This window comes from Pedobacter psychrodurus (assembly GCF_032678585.1).
Classification (GTDB): domain Bacteria; phylum Bacteroidota; class Bacteroidia; order Sphingobacteriales; family Sphingobacteriaceae; genus Pedobacter; species Pedobacter psychrodurus_A.
Window position 1 is genome coordinate 1 of the sequence record NZ_JAVTSN010000023.1, and the last position, 23,916, is coordinate 23,916.

The window sequence follows — 23,916 nt, forward strand, 5'->3', positions numbered from 1 at the left end:
TATTGTAAATATTTTATCAAAGCGTTTGGTGTCTGGATTACTCGATCAGGAATAAATCTTCGGTCAGATAATAATATCTGATAGCACAAAAAACGCCAATAAAAAATGGTCTGTGAGGACACAGACCATTTTTAATATTTTTTTATTTCACTTTGAAGTTAAACATCACGATCCCGGTTTGTACATCAGGGGCAGATTCCAGTTTATTTAAGCTGGCGCCCAATACAGCCTGTTCACATTTTCGCCAGAGGGCTAAATCTGATAGGGTAGTGCCTTTTGCTCCGGCGCGGGCCTGAACCACTTTGCCATTTTTATCTACACGGATTTGAACGGCAATTTTTCCTGCACTTTGTCCATCATCCTGTATCCTTGGGATATCGATAAATTTTCTGCTGGCTAGTGAAAGTTGAACATTTCCGTTTCCAGAACCACCTTCTCCATAATTGGAAGCGAGTGGATCGCCATCCTTATCACCCTGGTTTCCTGGTGTTTTTCCGGTTCCATCACCCTGTCCCTGACCAGTATTCTTTTTGCCTTTGTAAAGTGCATTTTGATTAATTACCGGTTTAGCAGGTTTGTCTTCTGTTACCGGAGTGGGTGCAGCTTTAGTGGGTTGTTTTGTGGGTTTGGTATTTACCGCAATGGCATCCTCCGTATTTTGCGTTTGCACTTCTTTATCACTGCTTTCAGTAGTGGTAGTTGGTGTAACTTTTTCTTCTGGTGTTACTTTTTCAGGTGGTTTGCCATTTGCATTTGGATCTGCCGATGGTTCTTCGATACTGGTATAATCATCTCCCATGCCTTCTGCAGAAGTTCCATAATTTACAACCATGCCACCCATACCCACTTCTTCAGGTGGCTGGAACGAACCAATCACGATAAAAAAGCTGATCAACAATAAAAAGCCCATAATTCCACTTGCTATGGCAATGGCCTTAGGGTAATTATTTTCCTCGTTAGGTATTTGTGCTTTGTAGTTCATTATTTTTTAGGCTCAACGGCTACAACAAGTTTTAATTTTAATTTGTTGGCAATATCGTTTACCACAAATCCATCCTGATAAGTCACATTTCGCGATACGTATAAAAGAATGGTCATATCTGGTGCCAGTTTTTGGTACGATGCCAATGTTGGTTCTAATTCGTCTATACTCACCGGTTTTTTTTCAACGAAATATTTTAGGTTTTCGTCTATCGTAACTGTAACTGCTTTCTTGGCGGTAGATTGCTGTCCGCTTGATGATTGTGGTAATAACAGTTTAACCACGGTAGGATTTACCACGGCAGAGGCCAATAGGAAAAACAGCATCAGGAAGAACATAATATCGTTCAACGCTGAAGTATGTACTTCTACCGATCCTTTTGTTCTTTTGCGTAAATTCATTATTTGCCTGGTTCTTCTAGTAAATCAATAAAATCAATTGCATCGGTTTCCATTTTAAGAATGATCTTTTCGACCATGATGTTTAAAATGTGATACAGTACGTAAGCGATAATACCGATAATTAATCCTGTCGCAGAAGTAATCATTTTGGTATATAAACCACCAGAGATGGTGCCGATTTCGATCGCACCTTTAATTGATACCTGGTGGAAAATGGTAATTACCCCAACAATTGTTCCTACGAAACCAAGCATTGGTGCAATACCTGCCACAATACCCAATATGCTAATGTTCTTTTCTAATTTGGAAACCTCTAATTTACCAACGTTTTCGATAGCGCCTTCAATATCTTTAATGGGGCGGCCAATCCGTTTTAAACCTTTTTGCAACATGCGCGAAAGGGGAGAGTTGTTATTTCTTAAAAGCGACATGGCTCCATCTAAATTTCCCGACTGGATATAAGATCTGATCTGACCCATGAGGTTTGATTCGTCTTTAGTTGCTTTTTTAATAGTTAAATAACGTTCAAAGAAAATAACTAAAGCTAACAATGCTAAAAAAATCAATGGAACCATTACCCAACCGCCTTTAAAAAGCAGATCGATAAAATGTAGTTCTGGTTGTGGCTGTGTTACGGCTTGGTTAACCGCATTTGCCGTGTCTTGTAATGCTTGTGTGGTGTCCTGAATTAATAAAGTTATCATTATGGTTGTGTGTTGTTAGATTCTTGTTGTACGAAATATCCTTTTCCTTTAAGTTTTTTCTGTAAAATATCTTTCTGCTCTTTAGCTTCTTTTTCAGTGGTAAAGCGCGCTATACTTACTTTTTTTAAGCGTCCTGGTACTTTTGCAATTTCGGCTTTTAAACCGATTTTTTCCATTTGCTTAATAAATACGAGTGCTTTTTTCTCTGATTGGAAAGATGCCGCAATAACGTAGAACGTAGAAGGACCAGGGTTTGGTACAATTTTCTTTTCTTTTGGTGTTTCAACAGGTGGGGCAGCTACAGGTTTTTCTACTGTTTTAACAATTGTCTTTTTAACAGTATCTGCCTTTTTCTGAACCTGATTTGCTTTTAAAATGCTATCTGTTTTTGCGATCGAATCCTGTTTTGCTTTTAAAGTATCAATGGCAACTTTTGGCGAATCGACAACAGTTTGTGCTGGTTTAATAGCTTCTGTTGTTTGGCCAGTAAACAGTTCTGGTTTAATCAGATAGGTTATCGCAGCAATAATAACCAAAGCTAAAATGGCGATGGTAATCATCAGCCAGGTAGACATGCCCTGCGGGCTTTCCTGGTTGTGTTCAATTGGATCGTGACCAAAACGGTTAGGGTGCTCGGCATGCTGCTCCTTAATAAATTCAGGTGCTTCGATTACAGACTCCTCTTGTTTTTCGCTATCTTCTAAATTAATGTACGTTTTTGGTTCATCTATTTCCGATCTTAATGAAAAACGGCTTGATTGTTCCTGTTGCGGTACAATAACAGTTTCTGGCGCGGAAGTATTTTCAATTGGATCGATTATTTCCTCAGATTCAGGAGTTTCAATGGCCTGGTGCTCTGCAGCAATGTTTTCTACTTCCGATTCGGGTGTATGGCCAAAACGGTTAGGGTGTTCCTCGTGTTGGGTTACAATTGATTCTGGCACCTCTACTTCTTCAATAGTAGGGGTCTCTTCAGGTGTATTTTCAACAGTGTTGGCTTCGTCGATTATTTCTTCAGATTCAGGAGTTTCAATGGCCTGGTGTTCTGCAGCAATGTTTTCTGCTTCCGATTCTGGTGTATGGCCAAAACGGTCAGGGTGTTCCTCGTGTTGCTCTTTAATAAATTCAGGAGCCTCGACAATTTCTTCTTCAGTAATATCTATTTCTGGTTTATTTTCAACAGCGTCAGTTTTATCTTGTTCATCAATAGATGCTGGCGTTTCAATGGCCTGCTGTTCTGCTGCAATATTTTCTACTTCCGATTCTGGAGTATGGCCAAAACGCTCAGGATTTTCTTCGTGTTGCTCTTTGATAAATGCTGGTGCCTCAACAACATCTTCTGAAGCATTTTCTGCATGTTTTAAAGTGTTTTTAAGATCATCCTTAACTTCATCCAGTTCTACATTTTCGATTACCGGGGCCTGGTACGATTTGTTTTCGAATGGTGAATGGGCAACAGGTGCTTCGGCAATTTCGTCGTAAATTTCTTCCTCTTCTTTTGGTAAAGCAGGTTTTTCTTCCTCAATGGCCGTCTCAGCTAATGATGGCAGGCCATAAAACTCTGAACCATAGTTTATGTTTTTAACCGGTTCGAAACCTATTCCTTGTTCGGTAAAAAATAAACGACCGGTATTTTCAAGCTCGGCCTCGTGGTTTAACTCCAGTTTTTGGTTTACTTCTTCAACGAACTGTTCAATATCGTATTTGGCACTCTCGTTAGAGATATTTCTTTTAGCGGAAATGAAATCAGCCAAAGCTGTCTCTTCAGTTAAGTCGGCAGAAAACTGCAGGGTATATCCAGGAGGTAAAAACGTTTGTTTTTCCTTATCGTATCTTCCTGGGTATTTCTTTTTATAAAAGGTGCCCAAGCCGGTAATACCAACTTCTTTGCGTTGCTGCAAGAGTTCTAACAGGTATGATAAGATATCCATTCGGGTAAAATTAAGCGTTTTAAAATTAAAAAATATATTCTACCTTCAAATAGTGTCAATAGGTGTATTATGCATCCTATTCCAAAAAGGGGACAAAAACGGCTACAGTTTTGTTATTTTAATCATGAAATTTTCACACTTTTTATAACCTATATCTGTATCCGCGCAAAGATAACGGTTACAAAGATAGAAATGGTATGTTAGTAAGCAAATGGCTAAATCGATATAATGCCGAAACGGCATAGTTTGGTGTAGGGGCTGGGATAAAAAAAGTAGGACAGCTGATGCCGCCCTACTAATCATATTCGCAGCGATTGCAGATTTATTGACTTATATCTTTTATAAAATATAAGTATTTCCCTGTTTTAACGGTTAGGGTGTATAGGTAGTGGTTTTGCCACCATATAAGTTACTCGATATGCTTGATAAATAAGTATGCACATCGTTATTTGGTAGATTGTAGTATAAATAAATGCCATAAGCATTGTTAATGGTTTGGGTAGCCAATGATGCCGCTGTAGATGAACTTGTTGCTTGTATATCAACTGCCGCAGGTCCAAGATTTGCTTTGGTTAATCCTGGTACATTTGGTGGCGAAAAGCTACCATAAATGGCATTCCAGCTATAATTTACTTTAGATCCTACGGTAACACCATTAAAAGATAATCTGGAAGCTGCCGGGCCGAAAAAATAAAATGAAATAATCTTATTTGGCATCAATTGTCTCAACGCCGTTACCAGGTATACAAATGAGCTGGCATTTGGCTGACCTGTACCATTAACACCATATTCGGCATATTCGTCGTCGAAATCGATACCATCCAGGCCATAAGTAGTAACTGCATTAGCCAGTTGTTGTGCGAAAGCAGTTGCAGATGCCTGGGAGGTGAAATTACAAAAACCCGCCCCCTGGTGATTACCCAAAATAGAAAGTAGAACCTTTATGCCTTTATCCTGTAAAGGTTTGATATAGGTTGTTCTGTTATTCAGCACATTGGTTACGTTTGGGTTAAAGCCCAGTACCGCTTTTTGGGTTGAGGTATTGTAATTGATATTCGCCGCGAAAATAATGGCGATGTCGAACAGTTGTTCTCCTGAAGAAAGTTTATACTTTCCTACATTCCGGATATCAAAGCTGTTCACTTCTACATAACATACGCCTTTTGGACCGGGTACACCGATAGCTGCAGTAGATGCTTTTTTAGCCGGCCCGGTTAAGGTTTCGTCCTGGGTGATGTCTTTTTTCTTACAGCCGCTGATGGCAACGGTAAAAAAGAGGGCCACAATTAATGCGGCATTTTTGCATGTTAACAATTTGGTAGTTGTCATAATTTTTGTTTTAAATTGGTTAGAAATTGATTGTAATCGCTACAAATAGGTTTTTTATATCATAGATATTGACATTTTAGCTCCGGCCTATCCATAAATTCAGGTTTTAGGGAAAGGGGTGGTTCTTCTTTTTCTGAACTGATTTTTTATGATGTAAATAAGGGGGGAAGCTGTTAACGGCAGAAAGCCGAAAACAGAAGGTTTTCTCATAGGTTTAAAATTTTGGTTAGAAATGGGTTTAATATAAAAAAGGTAGGACAACTTTCGTTATCCTACCCGGTATTGTTTGTGTGTTAGAAATTCGCTTTATCGATATCCCACCATAATCTGGTGCCGCCGTTATCTGGGCCGCCAAGCAAGCTTACTGCTTTAGGTACCTCATCTTTATTACCATTTCCGTACTCGGTGGTTGGATATGGCAATCTTCTGATCTGTGTTTGGGTATTGATGGTTCCCGCACTGTTATTGTTGGCTACTGTGAATAGTTTAGGGTAACCGGTACGTCTGTATTCGCTCCAGGCTTCCTGTCCATCAGGAAATATAGCCAGCCATTTTTGGGTAATAATACGCTCTAGTTTTTGTTCATTGCTAGCTGTAGGATCCCATTTGATGGTAATTGTACTTACTGCTGAAGCGTTGTTGGCAGGGTTTTTAGGATCTACATAGTCCGTCTGTTTGCTTGTTGCATCAGCCAGGTAGTTGCCGGCAGATACGTTCCACTGCTGTAACGAAGTCGTAATCCCTGTTTCGTAATTGGTTTGAGCAGCTCCGGCATTTGTCCAGCCTCGTAAAGCCGCTTCGGCCTTTAAAAACCAAACTTCAGCAGCAGTCATTAAAATCTGTGGGGCTTTTTGTCCGGCAGGAGATTTGGCCATATCAGAAGAATTTATGCTCGAATAGGTTTTATAACCTGGTTTACCTAAACCATTAAAGGATGTATTCGCTCCCGATCTGATACCGATATATTGCCCAGCAAATAAAGGGTCTTTAGCTGGTGTAGCATAAATAGATAAGCGTGGATCCTTATAACCTGCTAAATAGGTTTGCAAGGCTGCACCAAGTCCGTTATCTCCATCATAAGCAACCGTTACCACCCATACGTCATTATCTCTTGTTCCCGATTGTGCCACAGCAGCATTATCAGCAACTGTGGTTAACAGGCCACCTGGAGCATTTAATGCTTTTTCACCCTGTAGCTTGGCTGTAACAGCGTCGGCTTTAACAATACGCATCGCTAAACGCAAACGTAAAGAGTTGGCCAGTTTCAACCATTTTACCGGATCGCCAGCATAAACTAAATCACCTTTATCAAAAAAGGCAGTTTTGCCTGGATTCGCGGTAATGTATGCCTGTAAGTTGTTGGCTGCCGTATCAATCTGTTTAAAAAAGGCATCGTACACAGTTTTTTGATCGTTGTACGGTGTTGATACTAATGATGAACCTGCGGTAGTATAAGGGATTGGACCAAATTTATCCGTTACCCTACTCATGGCCATCACCTGTACCAGCAGTGAAATTCCCCATGCCTCTGGCGACTTTGTTTTTACCACACTTTGGCCAATTTTAGAAATGGGCGCCATCACATAATTATACTGATCGTTAAAGCCCGCGCTGTTCCATCCGTTATTAAGCGAATAGTTCATGTTGTTGATCCCTCCGAATGGATTTGGAGCCATCATATAACCACTAAAAGCATCAGCACTCAGGTTCTGAGCAATCTGGTAGTTATGAAAGATTTCCTGCTCGATCGGGCCGATTGCCGATTTTAAAAGTGCATCGCTTTGCGCAGGAGATAGTGAATTTGGATTGGTGTTAAAATCTTCAAAGTTTTTTGTACATCCAACATTGAGGGCCATCAAGGATGCCATCAAGATGGCTGATAATCCTTTAATCCTGTTGGATTTATGATATATAGTTTTCATGTCGTTTTTGAATAGAATTAAAATGATACATTTAGATTGAAACCTAAGCTGCGTGTAGCAGGCTGGTTAAAAACATCTACACCAGATAAACCGTTTCCGGTCGACAGGGTAAGTTCGGGATCAAAAGGTGCCTTTTTATAAAAATAAAACAGGTTTCTGCCGGTAACAGAAAATTTAACACTTTTAAACGTTTTGCCTGTTAGCGGAAGAGTGTAACCTAAGGCCGCTTCTCTTAAACGTACCACAGTTGCACTGTAAATATATTCGCCTGATACGCCCGCTCTACCACCAACAAATGAATAGTAGCTTTGAGGGTTGATTGTTGTGGATACTGCATTTCCTTTGGTATCTACGCCATCTATTTTAACACCGCCCTGATTTCTGGCAATACCAGTAGCTTCAGATGCGCCAGCTTCGTCCATTAAGGCTTCGGTTAATGACAATACCTGACCGCCAAATTTTCCATCAACAAGGAAACTTAAACTGAAGTCTTTATAGCTAAAACTGTTGTTCCAGCCCAATTGGAATTTTGGATTTGGATTGCCGATATAGTTAAAATCAGTGCTTTTAAGTGGAGTATAAGGAGAAGCCGTTGAGCCATCGCCACCTAAAATAATGCGGTTTTGTGCATCACGCTGTAAAGTATAGCCATAAATATCACCATATGATCCACCAACTTGTAACCTCGAGATATAAGAAGTATTACCAGCCCCAGTTAAATCTATACTGTTGATTTTATCTGCAGATGCAATATCGATAATCTTATTTCTATTTAAAGAACCGTTTATCGATGTGTTCCAGTTTAATCCATCGCCTTTAACCACATCTGCACCCAAAATAAACTGAAAACCTTTGTTTTCTACATTACCTGCATTAAGATATCCTGTTGATACCAATGATGATGGTGGAGCCACTACCGGAATATATTGATTTCTGGTATTGGTTTTGTAATAGGTAAAGCTAAAATTGATGCGGTTTGAAAGAAAACGTAAATCCGTTCCAATTTCAAATGATTTTGTGCGCTCTGGCATTAATTCTCTAAAAGCAGCATTGGTATTAAAATTTAATGCACCGTCTGATTTTAAGGTGTTTTGAATAAAAGTAAGATAAGGAGGTACTGTATTTCCAACTTCGGCATAAGTTCCCCTAACTTTGGCATAAGTAATGGCCTCAGGAAGTTTAAACATTTGGGATACGATAAATGATAAACCCACTGAAGGATAGAAATAAGAATCGTTTGGTGTGTACGACAAATTAGAAGACCAATCATTTCTGCCTGTTACTGTTAAGAATGCCCAATCTTTATAGGAGATATTCGCATTACCAAATACCGCTTGTAATTGACTATGGTTTGGAATAATAGGCACAACATTGGTTAAGGTATTTCCAGGGAATGTTCCTGGTTGAGCAACGATAGTATTGGCAGGCGAGAAGAAATCGGTTGCCGAAAGGTTACCTGCTAAAGATAAACCTGTTGTTTTCTGGTCGTTTACACTTCCGCCGATCAATCCATTAATTTTAAAATCAGAACCCGTCATTGGAACGGTAAAGTTGGCAATCGCATCAGCATACTTCTGTACATAGGTTTGGTTACTCTGTGCAAAATAACCTGTTCCGGTCGAATTGAAATTGGTTGCAATTCCAGAATATCTGCGGTTTTCATAATCGTCGGTAGTGCGGTCGATGTTTCCCCTAACCTGGATATTTAACCAAGGTGCAACATCGTATTTTAGGCTACCACTTAATAAAAAACGGTTACGGGTAGAAGTATTTGGATTAAGGTTGGTTAAAAACCATGGGTTCTGGTTAATATCTGTCGAACCACCCAACCAGTTCTGGCGAGCGCCACCTTCGTTCCCGGCCAGTAAATACTGATCCTTATATGGTGTAATATCTACGCCTCTTGGAAAAAGGTATAAACCCAATAAAGGATTGAGGTAAAGACCTAGAGAAGGACTGTTATTGATCTTCTGATTGATGTAGTTCACACTTCCATCAACCGTTAATTTGTTATTCAAAAACTTGGCTGTTTCACGCAGGTTTAAATTGTTCCTGTTTAACTTATTGCCTGGTTGTATACCACTGGCATAAGTATTGGAATAAGAAAAATACGTCTGTGCAATTTCCGAACCGCCAGAAAGATTGATCGCGTTCGAGGTATTGATACCTGTTTTGAAAAATTCTTTTAAGTTATCGGTGGTATTGCTGATTTCTTTACCCCAGCTATCTCTTATAATTGTAGAGGCTGGTCCGTAGCTGTTTTGGAATTTAGGCTCGTAAGCAATATTGTCGATACTGATGCCCGAAGAAAATCCAATTTCAGTCTTGCCAGCTTTACCTTGTTTGGTGGTAATTAAAATTACACCATTTTGTGCCTGGCTACCGTATAATGCTGCAGCTGAAGCGCCTTCTAAAACAGTAATGCTTTCAATATCGTCGGGGTTTAGGTTAGAAATACCATCACCTCCATCCTGACCGCCACCAAACACGCTGTTCTGCTGACCGTTGGCATTACCATTGTTGCTGATGGGCACACCATCAATTACATATAAAGGTTGATTGTTACCGCTTACTGAACGGCTTCCCCTTAGAATTACCTTGGCCGAACCACCCACACCTGAAGCACTTGGGCTAATCGTTAAACCTGCAACCTTTCCATTTAGGGAGTTCATCAAGTTAGGGCTTTTAACCTTCGACAGTTCATCACCCGAAACTTGCTGTGTATTGTAGGTTAACGATTTCTCTGATCTTTTGATCCCCAGTGCTGTTACCACTACGGTTTCAAGGTTTTTAGAATCTGGGCTTAACGATACATCCAGTGTGCTTTGTGTGCCTACGGTAACTTCTTTGCTCTGGTAACCGATAAACGAGAATACCAATACATCACCAGTTTTGGCTGCAATGCTGTATTGTCCGGAAGTATTGGTCTGTGTTCCACCTTGTGCACCTTTAATGGTAATTGTAACACCTGGCACTGGGCTACCCGTTTCATCTTTTACTGTTCCTTTAATCACATCCTGATAAACCGAATGGTAAGAAATTGCCCGATTAAAATGATCTGCTGGTGTTGCTGCGTACAGGCCTGCCGATGCGTAAAGCAATAAGCATGTGAGCTGTAGAGATTTTTTCATATTCATTATGAATAAATTTGAATAAGTATTTGGTTAATTGTTTGCCGCCTTCAGGATTTCCATCCTTCAGGTTTTATAGTGAAGAGCATTTTGCCCGCATAAATTGCCTACAAGGAAAATGAAATTATTTTTATTTTTTTTCGTTCCGCTGAATTGAGTCTTATGGACACCGAAAATATGGGAGGGTTTTTGTCACGAGAGTACTGAAAACACGGTATGTTTTTAGGAGAAATTTGCCATGCTGAGCGTAGCGAAGGATCTGTTGGCGATGAGCACTGATGCCAGAGTAGCAATTTGCTTAGCTGTTCTAAGGTGACTTAGGTGGTAAAATAAAAAATGAGGCTTAAACTATAGCACAATAGCGCTCTATATTGCGATTCGAAATTTAGAAGTAGTGTCAGATGGTAACATCTGACACCACTGAAAAGAAAAAACTTTCAGAATAGCAATTCGCTTAGCTGCGCTAAGGTGGCTTAGGTGGATAAAATGGTTGTTAAGCTATGCGATGATAACCTATATATGTTTTGCTACAATAGAGAAAAGTATCTTGGAATGGAGAAATAGTGTCAGATGGTAACATCTGACACCAAGGAAAGGATCCTTCACTGTGTTCAGGATGACAACTTTAAATAGCCGCGCCACTAAAACTAATTAATCCCCCACTTGTAATTGGGCTCGCTTCCCATAACCAGAGTCAGTTTCCCACCTTTTAATAGTTCGGAACTGGGGAAAGAAAAGCTATTTAATATTTTGCCATTAAGGCTTGCGCTTTGTACATATTTATTCACTCTTGAGCTATTTTTAGCCTCTATGGTAAACGATTTACCTCTCCCGTATTGATTGCCAAGATCTATAACCACTTTGCTGAATAAAGGACTCCCAATTTCGTATTGTGGATTAGTATTGCAGCCACCGTCTGTTTGAAAGAGGCCTAAAGAGGTCATAATAAACCAGGCACTCATCTGTCCCTGGTCTTCATCGCCCAGATAAGCATTGGCAATATCGAAACCATAATATCTGTCGATAATGGCCCTGCTCCATTTTTGGGTTAACCAGGGTTTCTGTACAAAGTTGAAGAGGAAAGCAAAGTGCATCGATTGTTGGTTTCCCTGCATAATTGGATAGTCCCAATAGGCATCGTTTGGCGCATTAAAACGCCATTTGTAACTTTCATTAAAACCCCATTCCAACCTGTCGGTAAATTTTTTCTTTCCGATAAGATTCGCCAGTCCCCGGATATCCTGAGGAACAAAAAAAGTAAGCTGCCAGGCGTTTCCTTCCACGTAATGTTCGTTTGCACCAGACTTAAAGGGATCAAAATCCGGAAACCAGGTGCCGTCTGATTTTTTCATACGTGCGAAGCCCGAAGCGGTATCAATCACGTTTTTCCACCAGTTGCCCCGATCAGCAAATTCGGTGTATTCCTTTTTTTTGCCCAGGGTTTTGGCAAACTGACTTACAGTCCAGTCATCATAAGCATATTCCAGGCTATTGCTAAACCTGCCTTTATCGTAGGGGACATACTTATGTTCGAGATAGGGCGATAAATCTTCATTACCGGCCATTCCTTTGCCCACCTTAGCAGCAGGTTCGGTTTGCATTTTGTAAACGGCAGAAAAGGCTTTTTGGGCATCATAATCACGAATTCCCATTTGATACGCGCCCACAATTAGCGGAATTTCGTGCTCGGCAACCATCACAGGGATATATTCCATACCCGCTGGTCCCTTTGCCAGATAACCATTGGCATCGTACATGGCCAATTGTGATTTAACCCATTTAGACGACCACTCAGGCGTCACCAGGTTCCAAAACTGGTTCAAATTCCAGAAGGTGTTCCAGAAGGCGTCGCATCCTAAAGCCACATCATTCGAATTGGCAAACTTTCTTTTTTGCTCAGTAGCATCAATCCATGATCCATCGGTATCGCTCCAGGTATTCCGGCTGCAAAGCGCACGGTACATATTACTATAAAATCTGGTTTTCTCGCGGCTATCGTCTGAAGATACCGCCACCCGATCCATTAACTTATTCCAGGTAGCCACATGCGCGGCACGTACGGCTTCAAAATTCCAGCCGAAAGGTGTTTCTACTTCTTCTTTAAGGTTATTCGCTGCGCCTGCAATGCTTACCAGCGAGATACCCGAGCGTGCCTGTATCACATTTTTGCTTTGGGTATCAAATTCGGCATACATACCGGCATCATGAACATTTTTGCCGGTTATACTTAATCCGTGTTGAGGTTTGCCATTAATCCATCCGCCGACTTTTTTGATATCCTGATCAAATTCGATCACGAAATTTACGGTATAATCCTGATCAACTCCTCCTGACCATGCATTTGCGGTTTGCTGCACGCTATAGCCCTCGATCCGGCGTTTATTCACCTGAGTAATTTGAAAGCTTTTAATCTGATAATCGTATTCGGCAGGTACCTTAAGGTCGATCATCACCCTGCCATCTTTTGTTTTGGGGAAAGTATAACGTTGAAAGCCACATCTGGTGGTGGAAGTCAATTCTGCTTTAATGCCATACTTTTTAAGTATCACTGAATAATATCCAATGGGTGCTTTCTCCGTGCTTTTATCAATATCAGAGCGATAGCCATCATTTTTCTTGTCCTGCGATCCTATCTTGTATTTAATTTCTCCATTTACAGGCATCATACCTAAGCCGGCCATTGTCCACTCGTGGATGTGGCTAAAAGTACCTACACTCTCTACCGTGGGGTCGTAACCCGCCATCCAGCCAGGATTTTGGTTGTCTGGACTTAGTTTAACCATGCTAAATGGCATCCATGGACCTGGTGCAATCATCCACCTTGAATGTGCGGTACCGATTTTAGTGTCGGCATATCCTGCACTTGTTTTAAGCGGTTGCTCAGCAGCCAATACGGTACCCTCAGCAATAATTCTGCCTGCCGATAATACTTGCCACTCTGTTTTTTTAGGCTGTTTAGAAACAGGCATAGGTGCTTCCAGTACATATCGGCCGGTATCTATCTGAGTACTTAACACACTTTTTCCATTAATTTTTATGGCAATTGATGGTTTGTTGTCCAGATGTTCAATATCCACAAGCAAGGGCTGCATGATGATTCCATTTTTGGAGATGGTATAATCTGCAGCTTTTACATTTCTAACATATAAATCTTTCGACGCCAGTGGATGTAATTCTGCCTTTCCTTCCAATCTTAGGTCATCAAATATTAACCAGGAACCTTCTAGTATCGTTAATGTAATGGCATTACCTCCCTGATGTAGTAGGCCTGGGGCAATGTCGATTTTATAAGCTTCTGCTTTTAAATCATGTGTATCTCCATAAATTCCCTGATCTTTTTCGTTTACAGGCAGACGGAACTTAAAATCTTTTCCATTGATGCTTACTTTAAATAACGGCGGATTTTTTCCATTATAAGCCAATATATCGGTAATCAACTGAAATTTTTCGGCAGATTTAAGTGGTTTTAGGTCGAACAATACATTTAACTGGTGCGAGCGGATGCCTGAAGTTGGTCCGGTGCCGCCCCAGCCATCTGCTGTACCAGGTAACACATAAGGCCAATCGGTAGCTGGATTTGATTTCCCCACCAGATAATAACGGTCTTCCCAACCAAAATCCTGTGCTAAAAATTGCTGATAATGGCCTGGAGACAAAGCAAAACCGTCGGTTTTGTTGTCTTTTTCGCCTATTTTCCAAACGATGTGCGTTTGTGCAATGCTTAAAGCAGGAAAACATATGGAGGCAAATGCTGCGAACAAAAATTTTGTGAGTAAGACTTTAAATCTCTTCATATTGATCGGGATGATATTTTGAACTGTTCGGTTAAGAATAATCAAGTATAATTTAATATGTACAAACATATATAGTGAAAGTTTATAATCAAAATTAAAAATGCATTTAAATGCTTAAATATGATTAAAGATGTCTTTAAAATGCTTTTATTCAATAGTATATTGGTGGTATACTTGATTGTGATGGATGTGCATGCACAATTATTTAGCTGTATTTTTTTTATTTTGCTATTTGAAATTTAAATTAATGTGTATATGTTTGTACATATAAGCTAACCAAAATATTTTCCTCAAAAAAACGCATTAAAAGAAGAGATCTGGGTTTTTTAGGTCTGGTGATCCATAACAAATTTTAAATACATCATAAAAGATATAAAAACCGAATGATTAGATTTAACTCATACATGAACATGAATAAAAATATTGCATTAGCCGCGCTATTGCTGATTGCATTACCTGATATATCTTTAGCACAAGAAACCGGTAACATACAAGGCCAACAGAAAAATGTACAGCCTGAAGTAACAAATAAGGTTAAAACCATGGCCGAAGAACTGATCAAAAAAGGTTTTACTGCTGGTGATGGTTATGGCGAGGTTTGGATCAGGGATTTAAATACCTTTATCGAACTGAGCTGCAAGGTGAACGACAAAGCGCAGATCAGAAAACACCTGATTACGTTTTTTCAGTTTCAGCAACCGGATGGGGGCATTTTGGATGGTTACATCCCCGCGAGCAAAGCCACGATATATGGGAAGTTCTACAAATCTGAACTGGCACCAGAATATCTTGGTCATAAAAACACTGTAGAAACTGATCAGGAGACCTCATTGATCCAGGCTGTTGCAAAATATATCCGCAGTACGGGCGACAAGACGATTTTAACAGATAAGGTAGCAGGATTAACGGTTAAAAACCAGATGGAAAATGCGCTTGATTTTCTGATGAAAAAAAGATTTGACGAGAAGCATGGTTTGCTTTGGGGCGCAACCACTGTTGATTGGGGCGATGTACAGCCAGAACATAGCTGGGGTGTGGTAATCGATGAGAATACACACCGCGCGATTGATATTTATGATAACGCCATGTTTTTAATTGCCATAAAAGATTTTATTGCGATTGGTGATTTAAATGCAGGGCAGATTAGTAAATGGAATAAAATTTATAGCAATGTACGCCAGAATATAAACAAATATTTATGGGATAACAAAGCACAAAAGTATATCCCGCATATTTATTTAAACGGTTCGCCTTTTCCCGCCTCCTTTGATGAATCTAAAATTTATTATCATGGTGGTACTGCAGTTGCCATTGAAGCTGGTTTGCTAACCAAAAAACAGGTAAAAGAAGCTTATCAAAAGATGCAAAAAAACGTGGTTGATGCCCATGCCGCAACAATCGGACTTACCATTTATCCTGTTTATCCTTTGGGCACCTTCGAGAATAAGGGTATGGGGCCATATTCATATCAAAATGGGGGCGACTGGACCTGGTTTGGAGGAAGGATGGTTAGCCAGCTTATCCGATACAACTTACTGGCTGAAGCCAGGGAAGCACTACAGCCCATGTTGGCCAGGGTAGTCAAAAATAATGGATTTTACGAATGGTATACTCCTGATAATAAGCCAATGGGTTCGTCAAGTTTTAGGGGCGAAGCTGGCGTATTATGGACCGCTATAACCGAGCTGGAGAAAAAGAAGTAGGAGAGGAGCGATTCTGTTTTTAAGTTACGGATTACACACATACACACAATAATAGAGGGTAATAAATACGTTTATTACCCTTTTTTTATATAGAATTTGTCATTCTTAATGCAGTGAAGAATTTTAAAGTGCGAAGAGAAGGATTTGTTGGTCTTGCTTTCTAATTTTAAAGACATTATTTCTTCTTGCAGATTCTTCGCTGCGCTACTATTGAAGTTGTTTTGTAATTATTTTTTAATGAGTAACTTAAAGGTATTTGCATTTCCTCCCAGCTAGGCCAAAGCACCTCGTCCACGTTCAACTAAAACCCGGCCTAACAAATTTTTCGGGTCCCACAGACCAAGCCACTCTACTGGCTTCCAAAGAAAAATTTTCAGCCGGCATTTTTTGTTTCTTTTTGATGCCAAAAAGAAAGAGCCCTTCGGCGGCGGCGAGCCGAGGCAAGACGGAGCAGCAGGGCAAAAAAAATAATTTATACGTCAATCATATTGATTTTTATTTAATAAATTATCCCTCAGAATGACAGTATAAAATAGAAAAGTCGCCCGATTACTTTGCTACTCAATACACATCTTTTGGTGTTTTTCCCATCTGGATCAATAATTTTCCGCCATTTTGAATGTCCTTAAGTTTCATAAAAGGAGTTTTTAACGGTTTCCCGTTAAGCGAAAATGACTGTACATAGTTATTTTGTCTGTTGTGATCTGTGGTTTCAATTTCGAAATCCTTTCCGCTAAAATATTTTTTATTGCCTTTAATCCTGATGGTATTAAAAACCGGGGCCGATAGCCCTATTTCAGGCGAAGCATCGGTAAAGCCTTTTACATCAAAAATACCCATCGAAGCCATCACATACCAGGCGCCCAGCTGGCCCTGGTCTTCATCCTGTCCATATCCGTATCCATGTATGCCTTCTGTCCCATAAAAATCATCCAAAATTTTTCTGACCCATTTTTGTGTAAGCGACGGTTTGCCTGCAAAGTTGAACAACCATGAAATATGAAGGTTTGGCTGATTGCCATGGTTATACAGGCTTTCTAATCCCGAAAAGGCATCGATAGTAGTGCCGCCACCAAATTTATTCTTTTCGGATACCGTAAAAATACTGTCGAGTCTGTTGTTGAATTCATCCTTACCAATAGCAGAAATTAAAGCCTTTGGATTTTGGGGGACATAAAAAGTGTACTGCCATGCATTTCCTTCCTGAAACCCCCGCCATGCTGCTTTTGGATTAAAATCGGATATAAATTTACCATGTTCATCTTTTGGTCTGATAAACTTTGATGTAGGATCAAAAATGGTTTTCCAGGCATTCGAAAGCGATGTGAGTTTGTTATCATCTGCTGTTTTACCTAAAACTTTTGCCCATTGATCAACTGCATAACAGCTAAAAGCATATTCGAGCGTATGCGAAGCTGAAAATTTCCAGTTTTCATCCGCACCTGTGCCATGATCTAAATGGTTTACATAACCATATTTCAAAAATCTGTCCAGGTCCGGTTTGCCTGCTCCGAATGGCCTGTTTTTAAATTGCAGCTCATTTTTAAGTGCGGCCTGGTAAGCCAATTTTACATCGAAATCCCTAATACCTGCCGCATATGCGGATGCCATGGCCAAACCAACAAAATTGGTGCCTACACCCGATACATAACGGCTATTGGCTATGCCATCAGAAAGCCAGCCAGAATCTTTATACACTAATAACTGGCTTTTAACCCAATCCGAATAATACTCCGGATAGGCGATGGCCCAAAGCTGGGTTAAATTCCAAAAAGCGCCCCAAATGGCATCAGTATTATAGTGGTTATGTAGTGGAATATGGTTTTTGTCGAGTGGGATCCTGCCAATTCCCCCATCGTTTTTGGGATAAGCACCATTTACATCGCTGGCTAAACCACGGCCAGATAAAGCGTGATATAATCCGGTATAAAATTTCGTAAGATCTTCTTTGTTTTCTGAAGTAACCCTGATTCTTCCAAGGTAGCTGGCCCAGGTATTAAGTGCTTGCTCCTTTGCCTGGTCAAATGATAATTGCCTAGCTTCTTGCTTTAGGTTTAACCTGGCATTTTCAATTGAGGTGTAGGAAAGTCCCGCTTTTAAGCTAATGCTTTCTTTATCACTGGTCGAGAAAGTTAAGTACAAACCTGCACCTTTACCACTGGTGCTTCGTTTTCCTTTAGTGATATTTTCGCCAACAAAAGTGCCAAAAGCAATCGGTTTTTTACTTATCACGGCAGAAAAGAACATTTTTACATCTGCACCGGGTTGATATTTCTGCACATATACTGGCTGCGTAATGACATATCCTTCAATTTTTCCATCAGGAGTGAGGTATACCTTTGCATCTGTTACCTTGCCACTTTCACCCTGTTGGTGCCCAATATCAAAAATAATATTTGCCTGTGTCGTTTTTGGAAAGGTATAACGGTGAAAAGCCACCCGTTTTGTTGAGGTTAATTCGGCTTTAATACCATAATCTTTTAGTAAAACAGAGTAATAACCTGGCATAACAGTCTCGTCCTGATGATCAAAAGTAGAACGGTAACCCGTTTCAGGATGTTCTAAGGTTCCTGCCAATGTTTGAAGTTTTCCTACAGAGGGAGCAAAAACAATTCCCCCGATCTGAAATTCGTGGAAATTTGCAAAACCTTCGATAGAAGTATGTCTTTGATCGTAACCTACAGCCTCCCAACCACTTTTATTGCCATAAGAACCATTGGTTGATGGTGCTGGTTTGGCCATTCCAAAAGGTAGGGCCCCTGGAGTAAAATAAAACCAGCGGCTATGTGCTGTGCCAATACGTGGATCTGCATAAGCCAGTAAATCGCGGTCAGACTGTGCTTTCACCCGACTGCAAAATAGGGTAACCAGTAATAAAATGGCAACTTTAATTCTGATGTTCAAATTCATATCTATAATCCATTTATTAATGAAAAAATACTGGTTTATCGGTATCATCTTTCCAATCGTTTTCGATCTCTTCGAGTGATTTGCCCTTGGTTTCGGGCAGTAACTTATAAACGGCGATAAAGGCTACGATACAGAAAAAGGCAAAAAACCAAAAAGTACCAGCACTGCCAATTTTATTCAATAAAATTGGGGTAATCTGGCCAACAATGGTATCGGCTACCCACATCACCATAATGCTAATGGCTAAAGCCCTTCCCCTTATTGCGCCAGGGAATATTTCTGAGGCCACTACGAACTTTAAAGGGCCTATTGAACAGGCAAAACAGGCCAGGAATGCCAATACACAAATTAAAAGCCAGATACTTGAGGTGGCATCAAAGTAGAAACAGACGCCCGTGAGGATTAATGAAATTGCCGCTCCGGCAGTGCCATACAGGTAAAGTGGCCTTCTGCCCCAGCTATCCACCTTCCATATGGCGAAGAGTGTAAAAAGCATATTTGCCAGACCAAAAATAACCTGACTGATTAATGAATTGCTTAATGATACGCCTGCATTACCAAGTATCCGGGGACCATAATAAATAATGGCATTGATGCCGCTGAACTGCGAAAATAAAGGCAGTAAAATGCCGATTAATAATGCCTTACGCATAGATGGAGCAAATAATTCCTTATAAGAGCCTTTAGAACTACTGTTTTCTGTAGTAAACTGATCTGAATGCATCTCAGGCAATGTTTGTCCGGTAATTTTACTGATAATCAACTTCGCTTCATCGGTTTTGCCTTTCTGTATCAGCCATCGCGGACTCTCTGGGATGAGCATTAAACCGAATAGGAACAAAACTGCTGGCAGCACGCCCATGCCCAACATGCCCCGCCAAACTTGTTGATTAAATATGCTACTCCAAGCCGTATTGCTAACTTGTTGTGCTGAAACCCCATTTAGTAAGGCCGCATTACTTAAATATGCCACCAGAATACCCAGTGTAAGTGCAAATTGATAATAAGTTACCAATCTACCTCTGATCTGTGCTGGTGCGATTTCGGAGATGTACAATGGTACCACATTTGAAGCGATACCGATACCAATTCCACCTAAAACCCTAAAAGCAATTACACCAGAGAGGCTAGGAAATAGTGCGCAGCCTATTGCCGATGCGACAAAAAGAAAAGCGGTTAAAATCAGTGGCTTTTTTCTGCCGTACCTGTCGCTCAGCTCGCCTGATATCGCCACACCAATAATACAGCCTACCAATGCAGAAGATACGAACCATCCTTCCTGAGATGCATTTAAGGTAAATTGCTTTTGTACCAGGGGTAGCACGCCTGATATAACCGCCATATCAAAGCCAAATAAAAAGCCTCCCAACGATGCTACAAGCGTGATTAAAAGTATTTTGTTTCTTTTTTGCTTACTCATAAAATTATGATTTGGTTAAAAATATTTGCGATATTATTATAAGGTTTTTGGCCACGGATGAACACACCTGCTCTGCCGTTCAGGCGGGGATAAACACGGATCTCATTTCTATTTTCATGTTTTCATCAAATTTAACCACGGATGCACACACCTGCCCTGCCGTTCAGGCGGGGATAAACACGGATAGGAACCTGAGTTCGATTATTAATTTTGTTTCTGATGTTTAAAAAGCTTTCTTATAAGCGGGTCGTCACCCTGATCCGATAGCTATCCGATTTATTTCAGGGTCTTTCATGCTAAAAAGATGCTGAAATAAATTCAGCATGACGAATTGATCTAGTCAAAGCCTTTATAAATCATTATTTTCATCAAATAATTATCGAGTTTAGGTTTATATATGTTTTTATTAGGTTTTAGCATAAGTATAATATCTGTGTCCATCCTATTGATCTGTGGTTAATAACTATCCCTCAAAATTCACTTCATCTTTAACAAATGCCTTAATTACCCTGGCCCTGCCTTTTCCTTTGTTAATTAGTGTATAACTTTGAGCTGCTGCGGGAATAACAAATGTTTCGGCATAATTAAACCCCGTAACAGTACCATCTGCATTTTTCACTTTGATGGACGTGCCTTCTACAAGCATCAGTATGTGGCAGGTATTATTTGTTTTAACGGTGATCTCCGTATCAAATTCAAGGCGGTGAACATCGTAAAAATGTTCCTGATGTGTAGGAAGATGGATCAGTTCCCAATCCTTTCCTTTTTCAATCACCAAAGGTTTCGAAATCAATTTGTTGGTAACAGCACTTCCTCTTCTGTTGAAATCTAAATTTTTAAAGGCATGCTCAATATTAATGGGCCTCGGTTTGCCATCTAACCCCAGGCGGAGCCAATCGTACATTTTAAAGGTAAAGATGTAGGGTGTTGCGCTAATTTCGAGTACTAAGTTATTTGCTCCGGCACTGTGTACCGTGCTGTTTGGAATTAAAAATAGATCGTGCTTTTTGGCATCATGTACCTGCACATATTTTTCTATGTCTATTTCCTGACCTAATTGCTGACTGTTAATTAAAGCCTGGTTAAATTCGATAGGGTTGATGTCGTCCTGGAAACCCAAATATACTTTAGCATCGTTTTTACAGTCTAAAATGTAGTAAGTTTCATCCTGGGTGATGTTTTCGCCAAATTCTTCCCGGATGTATGTTAATGACGGATGGCACTGGACCGAAAGATTTCCACCATCCATCGTATCCAGAAAATCAAACCTGATCGGAAATTCCATTCCGAATATAGGTGCATGTTTACCCAATACCGATTGATATTCGCTGATCATCAAAAAATCAAATGCCACTTCCAGCAGGTTGCCGTTGCTTTCGAATACGATGCCGTTTTCGGGTACAATCAGTTCAAAAGACCAGGCATAATTTACCTCGTTTTTATTTAATCCTTCAATGTTGTCCTGTAGCCAATGGCCGCCCCATGCACCAGCTTCAAACCATGGCCGAACGCGGAATAGTGATTGGCTGATGTGTTTTAATCCTTTCTTCAGCTCATTTGTATGGATCCAGTTTAAAGACGATTTGTGCTGTACATCGGCCACCACACTGATGCGATCTAAAACTTGAGCTTTGTGTGCATTAAGTACCACCCAGTCTACAAAATAAAATCTTTTGTACATCTCAAAATCACTTGCCGCTTTATCCGCACCTAGATTGCTTACTGAGTTGGCACGCATGCGGTACTGGATCTCATTTTTAGGGATGTCGAGGTAAATAACTGGCGCATCCCAGCTTATCAATGCGGCGCCCATTCCAATGAGAATATTTACTTCATAAGCCTTATTGGGTTGGATCAGCGTATATTCCGAATTAAAAAAGTCGCCAAGCTGAAGTGTTGTTTTTTTGCCCCAAACACTTTTGCGCTCACCAAGGAAAGGATTTACCAGTTGCGATATCTCCTCTGGCGATTTCATGCTGTCTGAGGAGCGGATCCAATTTACCCGAATGTTGCTTTTTGTAAATTCCTGTTGTAAAAGAAATTCTATTTCCTGCCAAAATACACCGATATAACCATCGATAATGACCGTTTTATTTTCTATAATCCACCGCGTCAATGATGGGTAGCCGTTAAATATTTTGTTGTTGCCTAAAGGGTGTACAGGGTATAGGTTATAGCCTTCTGCCGCTACGTTAAAATCATTCATATTTGCAGGTAAAATCTGCTCTCCACTCTGTCTCCATTTCTTAATGACCGGTGTTTCCTCAACGTTGTTTTTTACTTCCATAGATCGGATAAAATCGTAAATAAAAACAAATGTATATATGTATGTACATATATCCTAATGTTTTTATAAATATCTCTTTTTGTATGAAATTCGGTGTTAATTTTGTTGAATAGTAGTGGTTTGGTAGATGTAATGTTAAAATGCAGATGAATTTAAAAATATCCATATGCATACATAATGTTTCTGTTTGTAAGTGCTTTTTTTATCTTTGTGAAGATGCATGATCATTTCCCCTTGTCTAAAGAGATGCACTTTAAAAAAATGAAATTTTCTATTGATCATAAAAGCGCAGTGCCCTTACACATTCAGGCTGAAGAATTATTACGGAACCTGATCAAGGATCCGCAATATGCCACCAAATTTCTGCCTAATGAGGTGGATATGGCCAAACAGCTGGCGATCTCCAGAACCACGCTTAGGCAGGCATTAAATAAATTGGTTTATGAAGGGTTACTGATCAGAAAAAAAGGCATAGGTACCAAAGTTGCCGAGGTGTCGGTGAGTTCGAAAGCAAGCAACTGGTTAAGTTTTTCGCAAGAAATGCAGGCACGCGGCATTCCGATCAGGAATTTCGAACTGCACATCAGCTGGGTGTTGCCTGACGAGAAACTGGCACATTTTTTTGATATCAGCACCGATAAAAAGATTTTAAAACTAGAGCGTTTACGAGGAAAAGCTGAAGGTGCTTTTGTTTATTTCATCTCTTATTTTCATCCCAGGATAGGGCTTACTGGTGACGAGGATTTTAAACGGCCTTTATATGAGATCCTGGAAAAAGAACATTCGGTTATTGCCGATTTATCAAAGGAAGAAATTAGTGCCAAAGCTGCGGATAAATTTATAGCCTCAAAACTGGATGTAGAAGTGGGGAGCCCTTTACTTTTTAGAAAACGTTACGTTTTCGATCAGGGCGACAGGCCTATCGAATATAACTTAGGTTACTACCTTGCCGATAGCTTTGTATATACGGTAGAGAGCAGGCGGGAGGCTTAGGTTTATTTGTTTGTTCGTGGCATCAGATGTTACCATCTGACGCGAAGATTAATCTGTTTTTCGATTTTAAGAATAGTTTTTTTGGAAATTAATGGTTCTGCTCTTTTGGCGGTTTTCAGTCCCGCTTTCAGTTCAAAGTCCTCGCTACGCTGCGGGCTTCCACTTCAATACGGGTTTAGCAACTGCGGTTCAATGCCTTTGGGGATATGCCAGGAGCAGACTTTTCATTATAAACCTGACAGTAGCGGGCATCCCGTCCCGATTTTACATCGGGATCAAGAGGGATAAAGCGGATGGCAGGGCTGCAATTGCCAAGAACCGCTGTATGCTCATTTCCAAATAAAAGTAAACTATCTCAACCTTAACTTTGATTAATATTTAGTTAAAATAATGTTTTGGAAATGCCTTG

Annotated in this window: 13 protein-coding genes; 2 read left to right on the forward strand and 11 right to left on the reverse strand. The window is 40.2% G+C overall.

Features of this window, described 5'->3' with window-relative positions; translation table 11 throughout:
* Nucleotides 1-142: 142 nt before the first annotated feature.
* The 8 genes from R2S57_RS15840 to R2S57_RS15875 form a co-directional block, all read right to left on the reverse strand.
* The gene (locus R2S57_RS15840; RefSeq protein ID WP_316845933.1) at nucleotides 143-982 is read right to left on the reverse strand and encodes an energy transducer TonB; all 840 of its coding nucleotides are present in this window, start codon (nucleotides 980-982) and stop codon (nucleotides 143-145) included.
* Nucleotides 982-1,383 carry a biopolymer transporter ExbD gene (locus R2S57_RS15845; RefSeq protein ID WP_316845934.1) on the reverse strand — a complete coding sequence of 134 codons (402 nt, stop codon included), beginning with the start codon at nucleotides 1,381-1,383 and terminating at the stop codon, nucleotides 982-984. Before R2S57_RS15845 ends, R2S57_RS15840 begins: the two co-directional genes overlap by 1 nt.
* Complete coding sequence (locus R2S57_RS15850; protein ID WP_316845935.1) at nucleotides 1,383-2,087, reverse strand: MotA/TolQ/ExbB proton channel family protein; 705 nt, start codon at nucleotides 2,085-2,087, stop codon at nucleotides 1,383-1,385. Before R2S57_RS15850 ends, R2S57_RS15845 begins: the two co-directional genes overlap by 1 nt.
* Entirely contained in the window at nucleotides 2,087-4,018 is a 1,932-nt protein-coding gene (locus R2S57_RS15855) for an SPOR domain-containing protein (protein ID WP_316845936.1), read from the reverse strand. Before R2S57_RS15855 ends, R2S57_RS15850 begins: the two co-directional genes overlap by 1 nt.
* Before the next feature lie 372 nt (nucleotides 4,019-4,390).
* On the reverse strand, nucleotides 4,391-5,347 hold the full coding sequence (locus R2S57_RS15860) for an endo-beta-N-acetylglucosaminidase H (protein ID WP_316845937.1): 957 nt from the start codon (nucleotides 5,345-5,347) through the stop codon (nucleotides 4,391-4,393).
* A 293-nt stretch (nucleotides 5,348-5,640) separates the two neighbouring features.
* Nucleotides 5,641-7,269 (reverse strand): SusD/RagB family nutrient-binding outer membrane lipoprotein, encoded by a 1,629-nt coding sequence (locus R2S57_RS15865; RefSeq protein WP_316845938.1) that lies wholly within the window; start codon nucleotides 7,267-7,269, stop codon nucleotides 5,641-5,643.
* 17 nt (nucleotides 7,270-7,286) lie between these two features.
* Nucleotides 7,287-10,400 carry a SusC/RagA family TonB-linked outer membrane protein gene (locus tag R2S57_RS15870; protein ID WP_316845939.1) on the reverse strand — a complete coding sequence of 1,038 codons (3,114 nt, stop codon included), beginning with the start codon at nucleotides 10,398-10,400 and terminating at the stop codon, nucleotides 7,287-7,289.
* Between the two features lie 647 nt (nucleotides 10,401-11,047).
* Nucleotides 11,048-14,194, reverse strand: a complete 3,147-nt coding sequence (locus R2S57_RS15875) for a GH92 family glycosyl hydrolase (protein WP_316845940.1) — start codon at nucleotides 14,192-14,194, stop codon at nucleotides 11,048-11,050.
* Between the two features lie 410 nt (nucleotides 14,195-14,604).
* Here R2S57_RS15875 and R2S57_RS15880 point away from each other — a divergent pair, with 410 nt between their 5' ends.
* Complete coding sequence (locus R2S57_RS15880) at nucleotides 14,605-15,897, forward strand: GH36-type glycosyl hydrolase domain-containing protein (RefSeq protein ID WP_316845941.1); 1,293 nt, start codon at nucleotides 14,605-14,607, stop codon at nucleotides 15,895-15,897.
* 561 nt (nucleotides 15,898-16,458) lie between these two features.
* Here the strand turns inward: R2S57_RS15880 and R2S57_RS15885 are convergent.
* The 3 genes from R2S57_RS15885 to R2S57_RS15895 form a co-directional block, all read right to left on the reverse strand.
* Nucleotides 16,459-18,807, reverse strand: a complete 2,349-nt coding sequence (locus tag R2S57_RS15885) for a GH92 family glycosyl hydrolase (protein ID WP_316845942.1) — start codon at nucleotides 18,805-18,807, stop codon at nucleotides 16,459-16,461.
* A gap of 16 nt (nucleotides 18,808-18,823) precedes the next feature.
* On the reverse strand, nucleotides 18,824-20,227 hold the full coding sequence (locus tag R2S57_RS15890) for a sugar porter family MFS transporter (RefSeq protein ID WP_316845943.1): 1,404 nt from the start codon (nucleotides 20,225-20,227) through the stop codon (nucleotides 18,824-18,826).
* Nucleotides 20,228-20,690: 463 nt separating this feature from the next.
* Nucleotides 20,691-22,514, reverse strand: coding sequence for a hypothetical protein (locus R2S57_RS15895; protein ID WP_316845944.1), 1,824 nt, complete (start codon nucleotides 22,512-22,514; stop codon nucleotides 20,691-20,693).
* 261 nt (nucleotides 22,515-22,775) lie between these two features.
* On the opposite strand from R2S57_RS15895, the gene R2S57_RS15900 reads away from it, so the two are divergent.
* The gene (locus R2S57_RS15900; protein WP_316845945.1) at nucleotides 22,776-23,507 is read left to right on the forward strand and encodes a GntR family transcriptional regulator; all 732 of its coding nucleotides are present in this window, start codon (nucleotides 22,776-22,778) and stop codon (nucleotides 23,505-23,507) included.
* Nucleotides 23,508-23,916 lie beyond the last annotated feature (409 nt).

What these genes read in the sequence shown, in the direction of transcription:
- R2S57_RS15885 (WP_316845942.1), bottom strand. Translation starts at nt 18,807, where the DNA reads ATGAATTTGAACATCAGAATTAAAGTTGCCATTTTATTACTGGTTACC.
- R2S57_RS15895 (WP_316845944.1), bottom strand. Translation starts at nt 22,514, where the DNA reads ATGGAAGTAAAAAACAACGTTGAGGAAACACCGGTCATTAAGAAATGG.
- R2S57_RS15850 (WP_316845935.1), bottom strand. Translation starts at nt 2,087, where the DNA reads ATGATAACTTTATTAATTCAGGACACCACACAAGCATTACAAGACACG.
- R2S57_RS15860 (WP_316845937.1), bottom strand. Translation starts at nt 5,347, where the DNA reads ATGACAACTACCAAATTGTTAACATGCAAAAATGCCGCATTAATTGTG.
- R2S57_RS15870 (WP_316845939.1), bottom strand. Translation starts at nt 10,400, where the DNA reads ATGAAAAAATCTCTACAGCTCACATGCTTATTGCTTTACGCATCGGCA.
- R2S57_RS15845 (WP_316845934.1), bottom strand. Translation starts at nt 1,383, where the DNA reads ATGAATTTACGCAAAAGAACAAAAGGATCGGTAGAAGTACATACTTCA.
- R2S57_RS15875 (WP_316845940.1), bottom strand. Translation starts at nt 14,194, where the DNA reads ATGAAGAGATTTAAAGTCTTACTCACAAAATTTTTGTTCGCAGCATTT.
- R2S57_RS15880 (WP_316845941.1), top strand. Translation starts at nt 14,605, where the DNA reads ATGAATAAAAATATTGCATTAGCCGCGCTATTGCTGATTGCATTACCT.
- R2S57_RS15865 (WP_316845938.1), bottom strand. Translation starts at nt 7,269, where the DNA reads ATGAAAACTATATATCATAAATCCAACAGGATTAAAGGATTATCAGCC.
- R2S57_RS15855 (WP_316845936.1), bottom strand. Translation starts at nt 4,018, where the DNA reads ATGGATATCTTATCATACCTGTTAGAACTCTTGCAGCAACGCAAAGAA.
- R2S57_RS15900 (WP_316845945.1), top strand. Translation starts at nt 22,776, where the DNA reads ATGAAATTTTCTATTGATCATAAAAGCGCAGTGCCCTTACACATTCAG.
- R2S57_RS15890 (WP_316845943.1), bottom strand. Translation starts at nt 20,227, where the DNA reads ATGAGTAAGCAAAAAAGAAACAAAATACTTTTAATCACGCTTGTAGCA.
- R2S57_RS15840 (WP_316845933.1), bottom strand. Translation starts at nt 982, where the DNA reads ATGAACTACAAAGCACAAATACCTAACGAGGAAAATAATTACCCTAAG.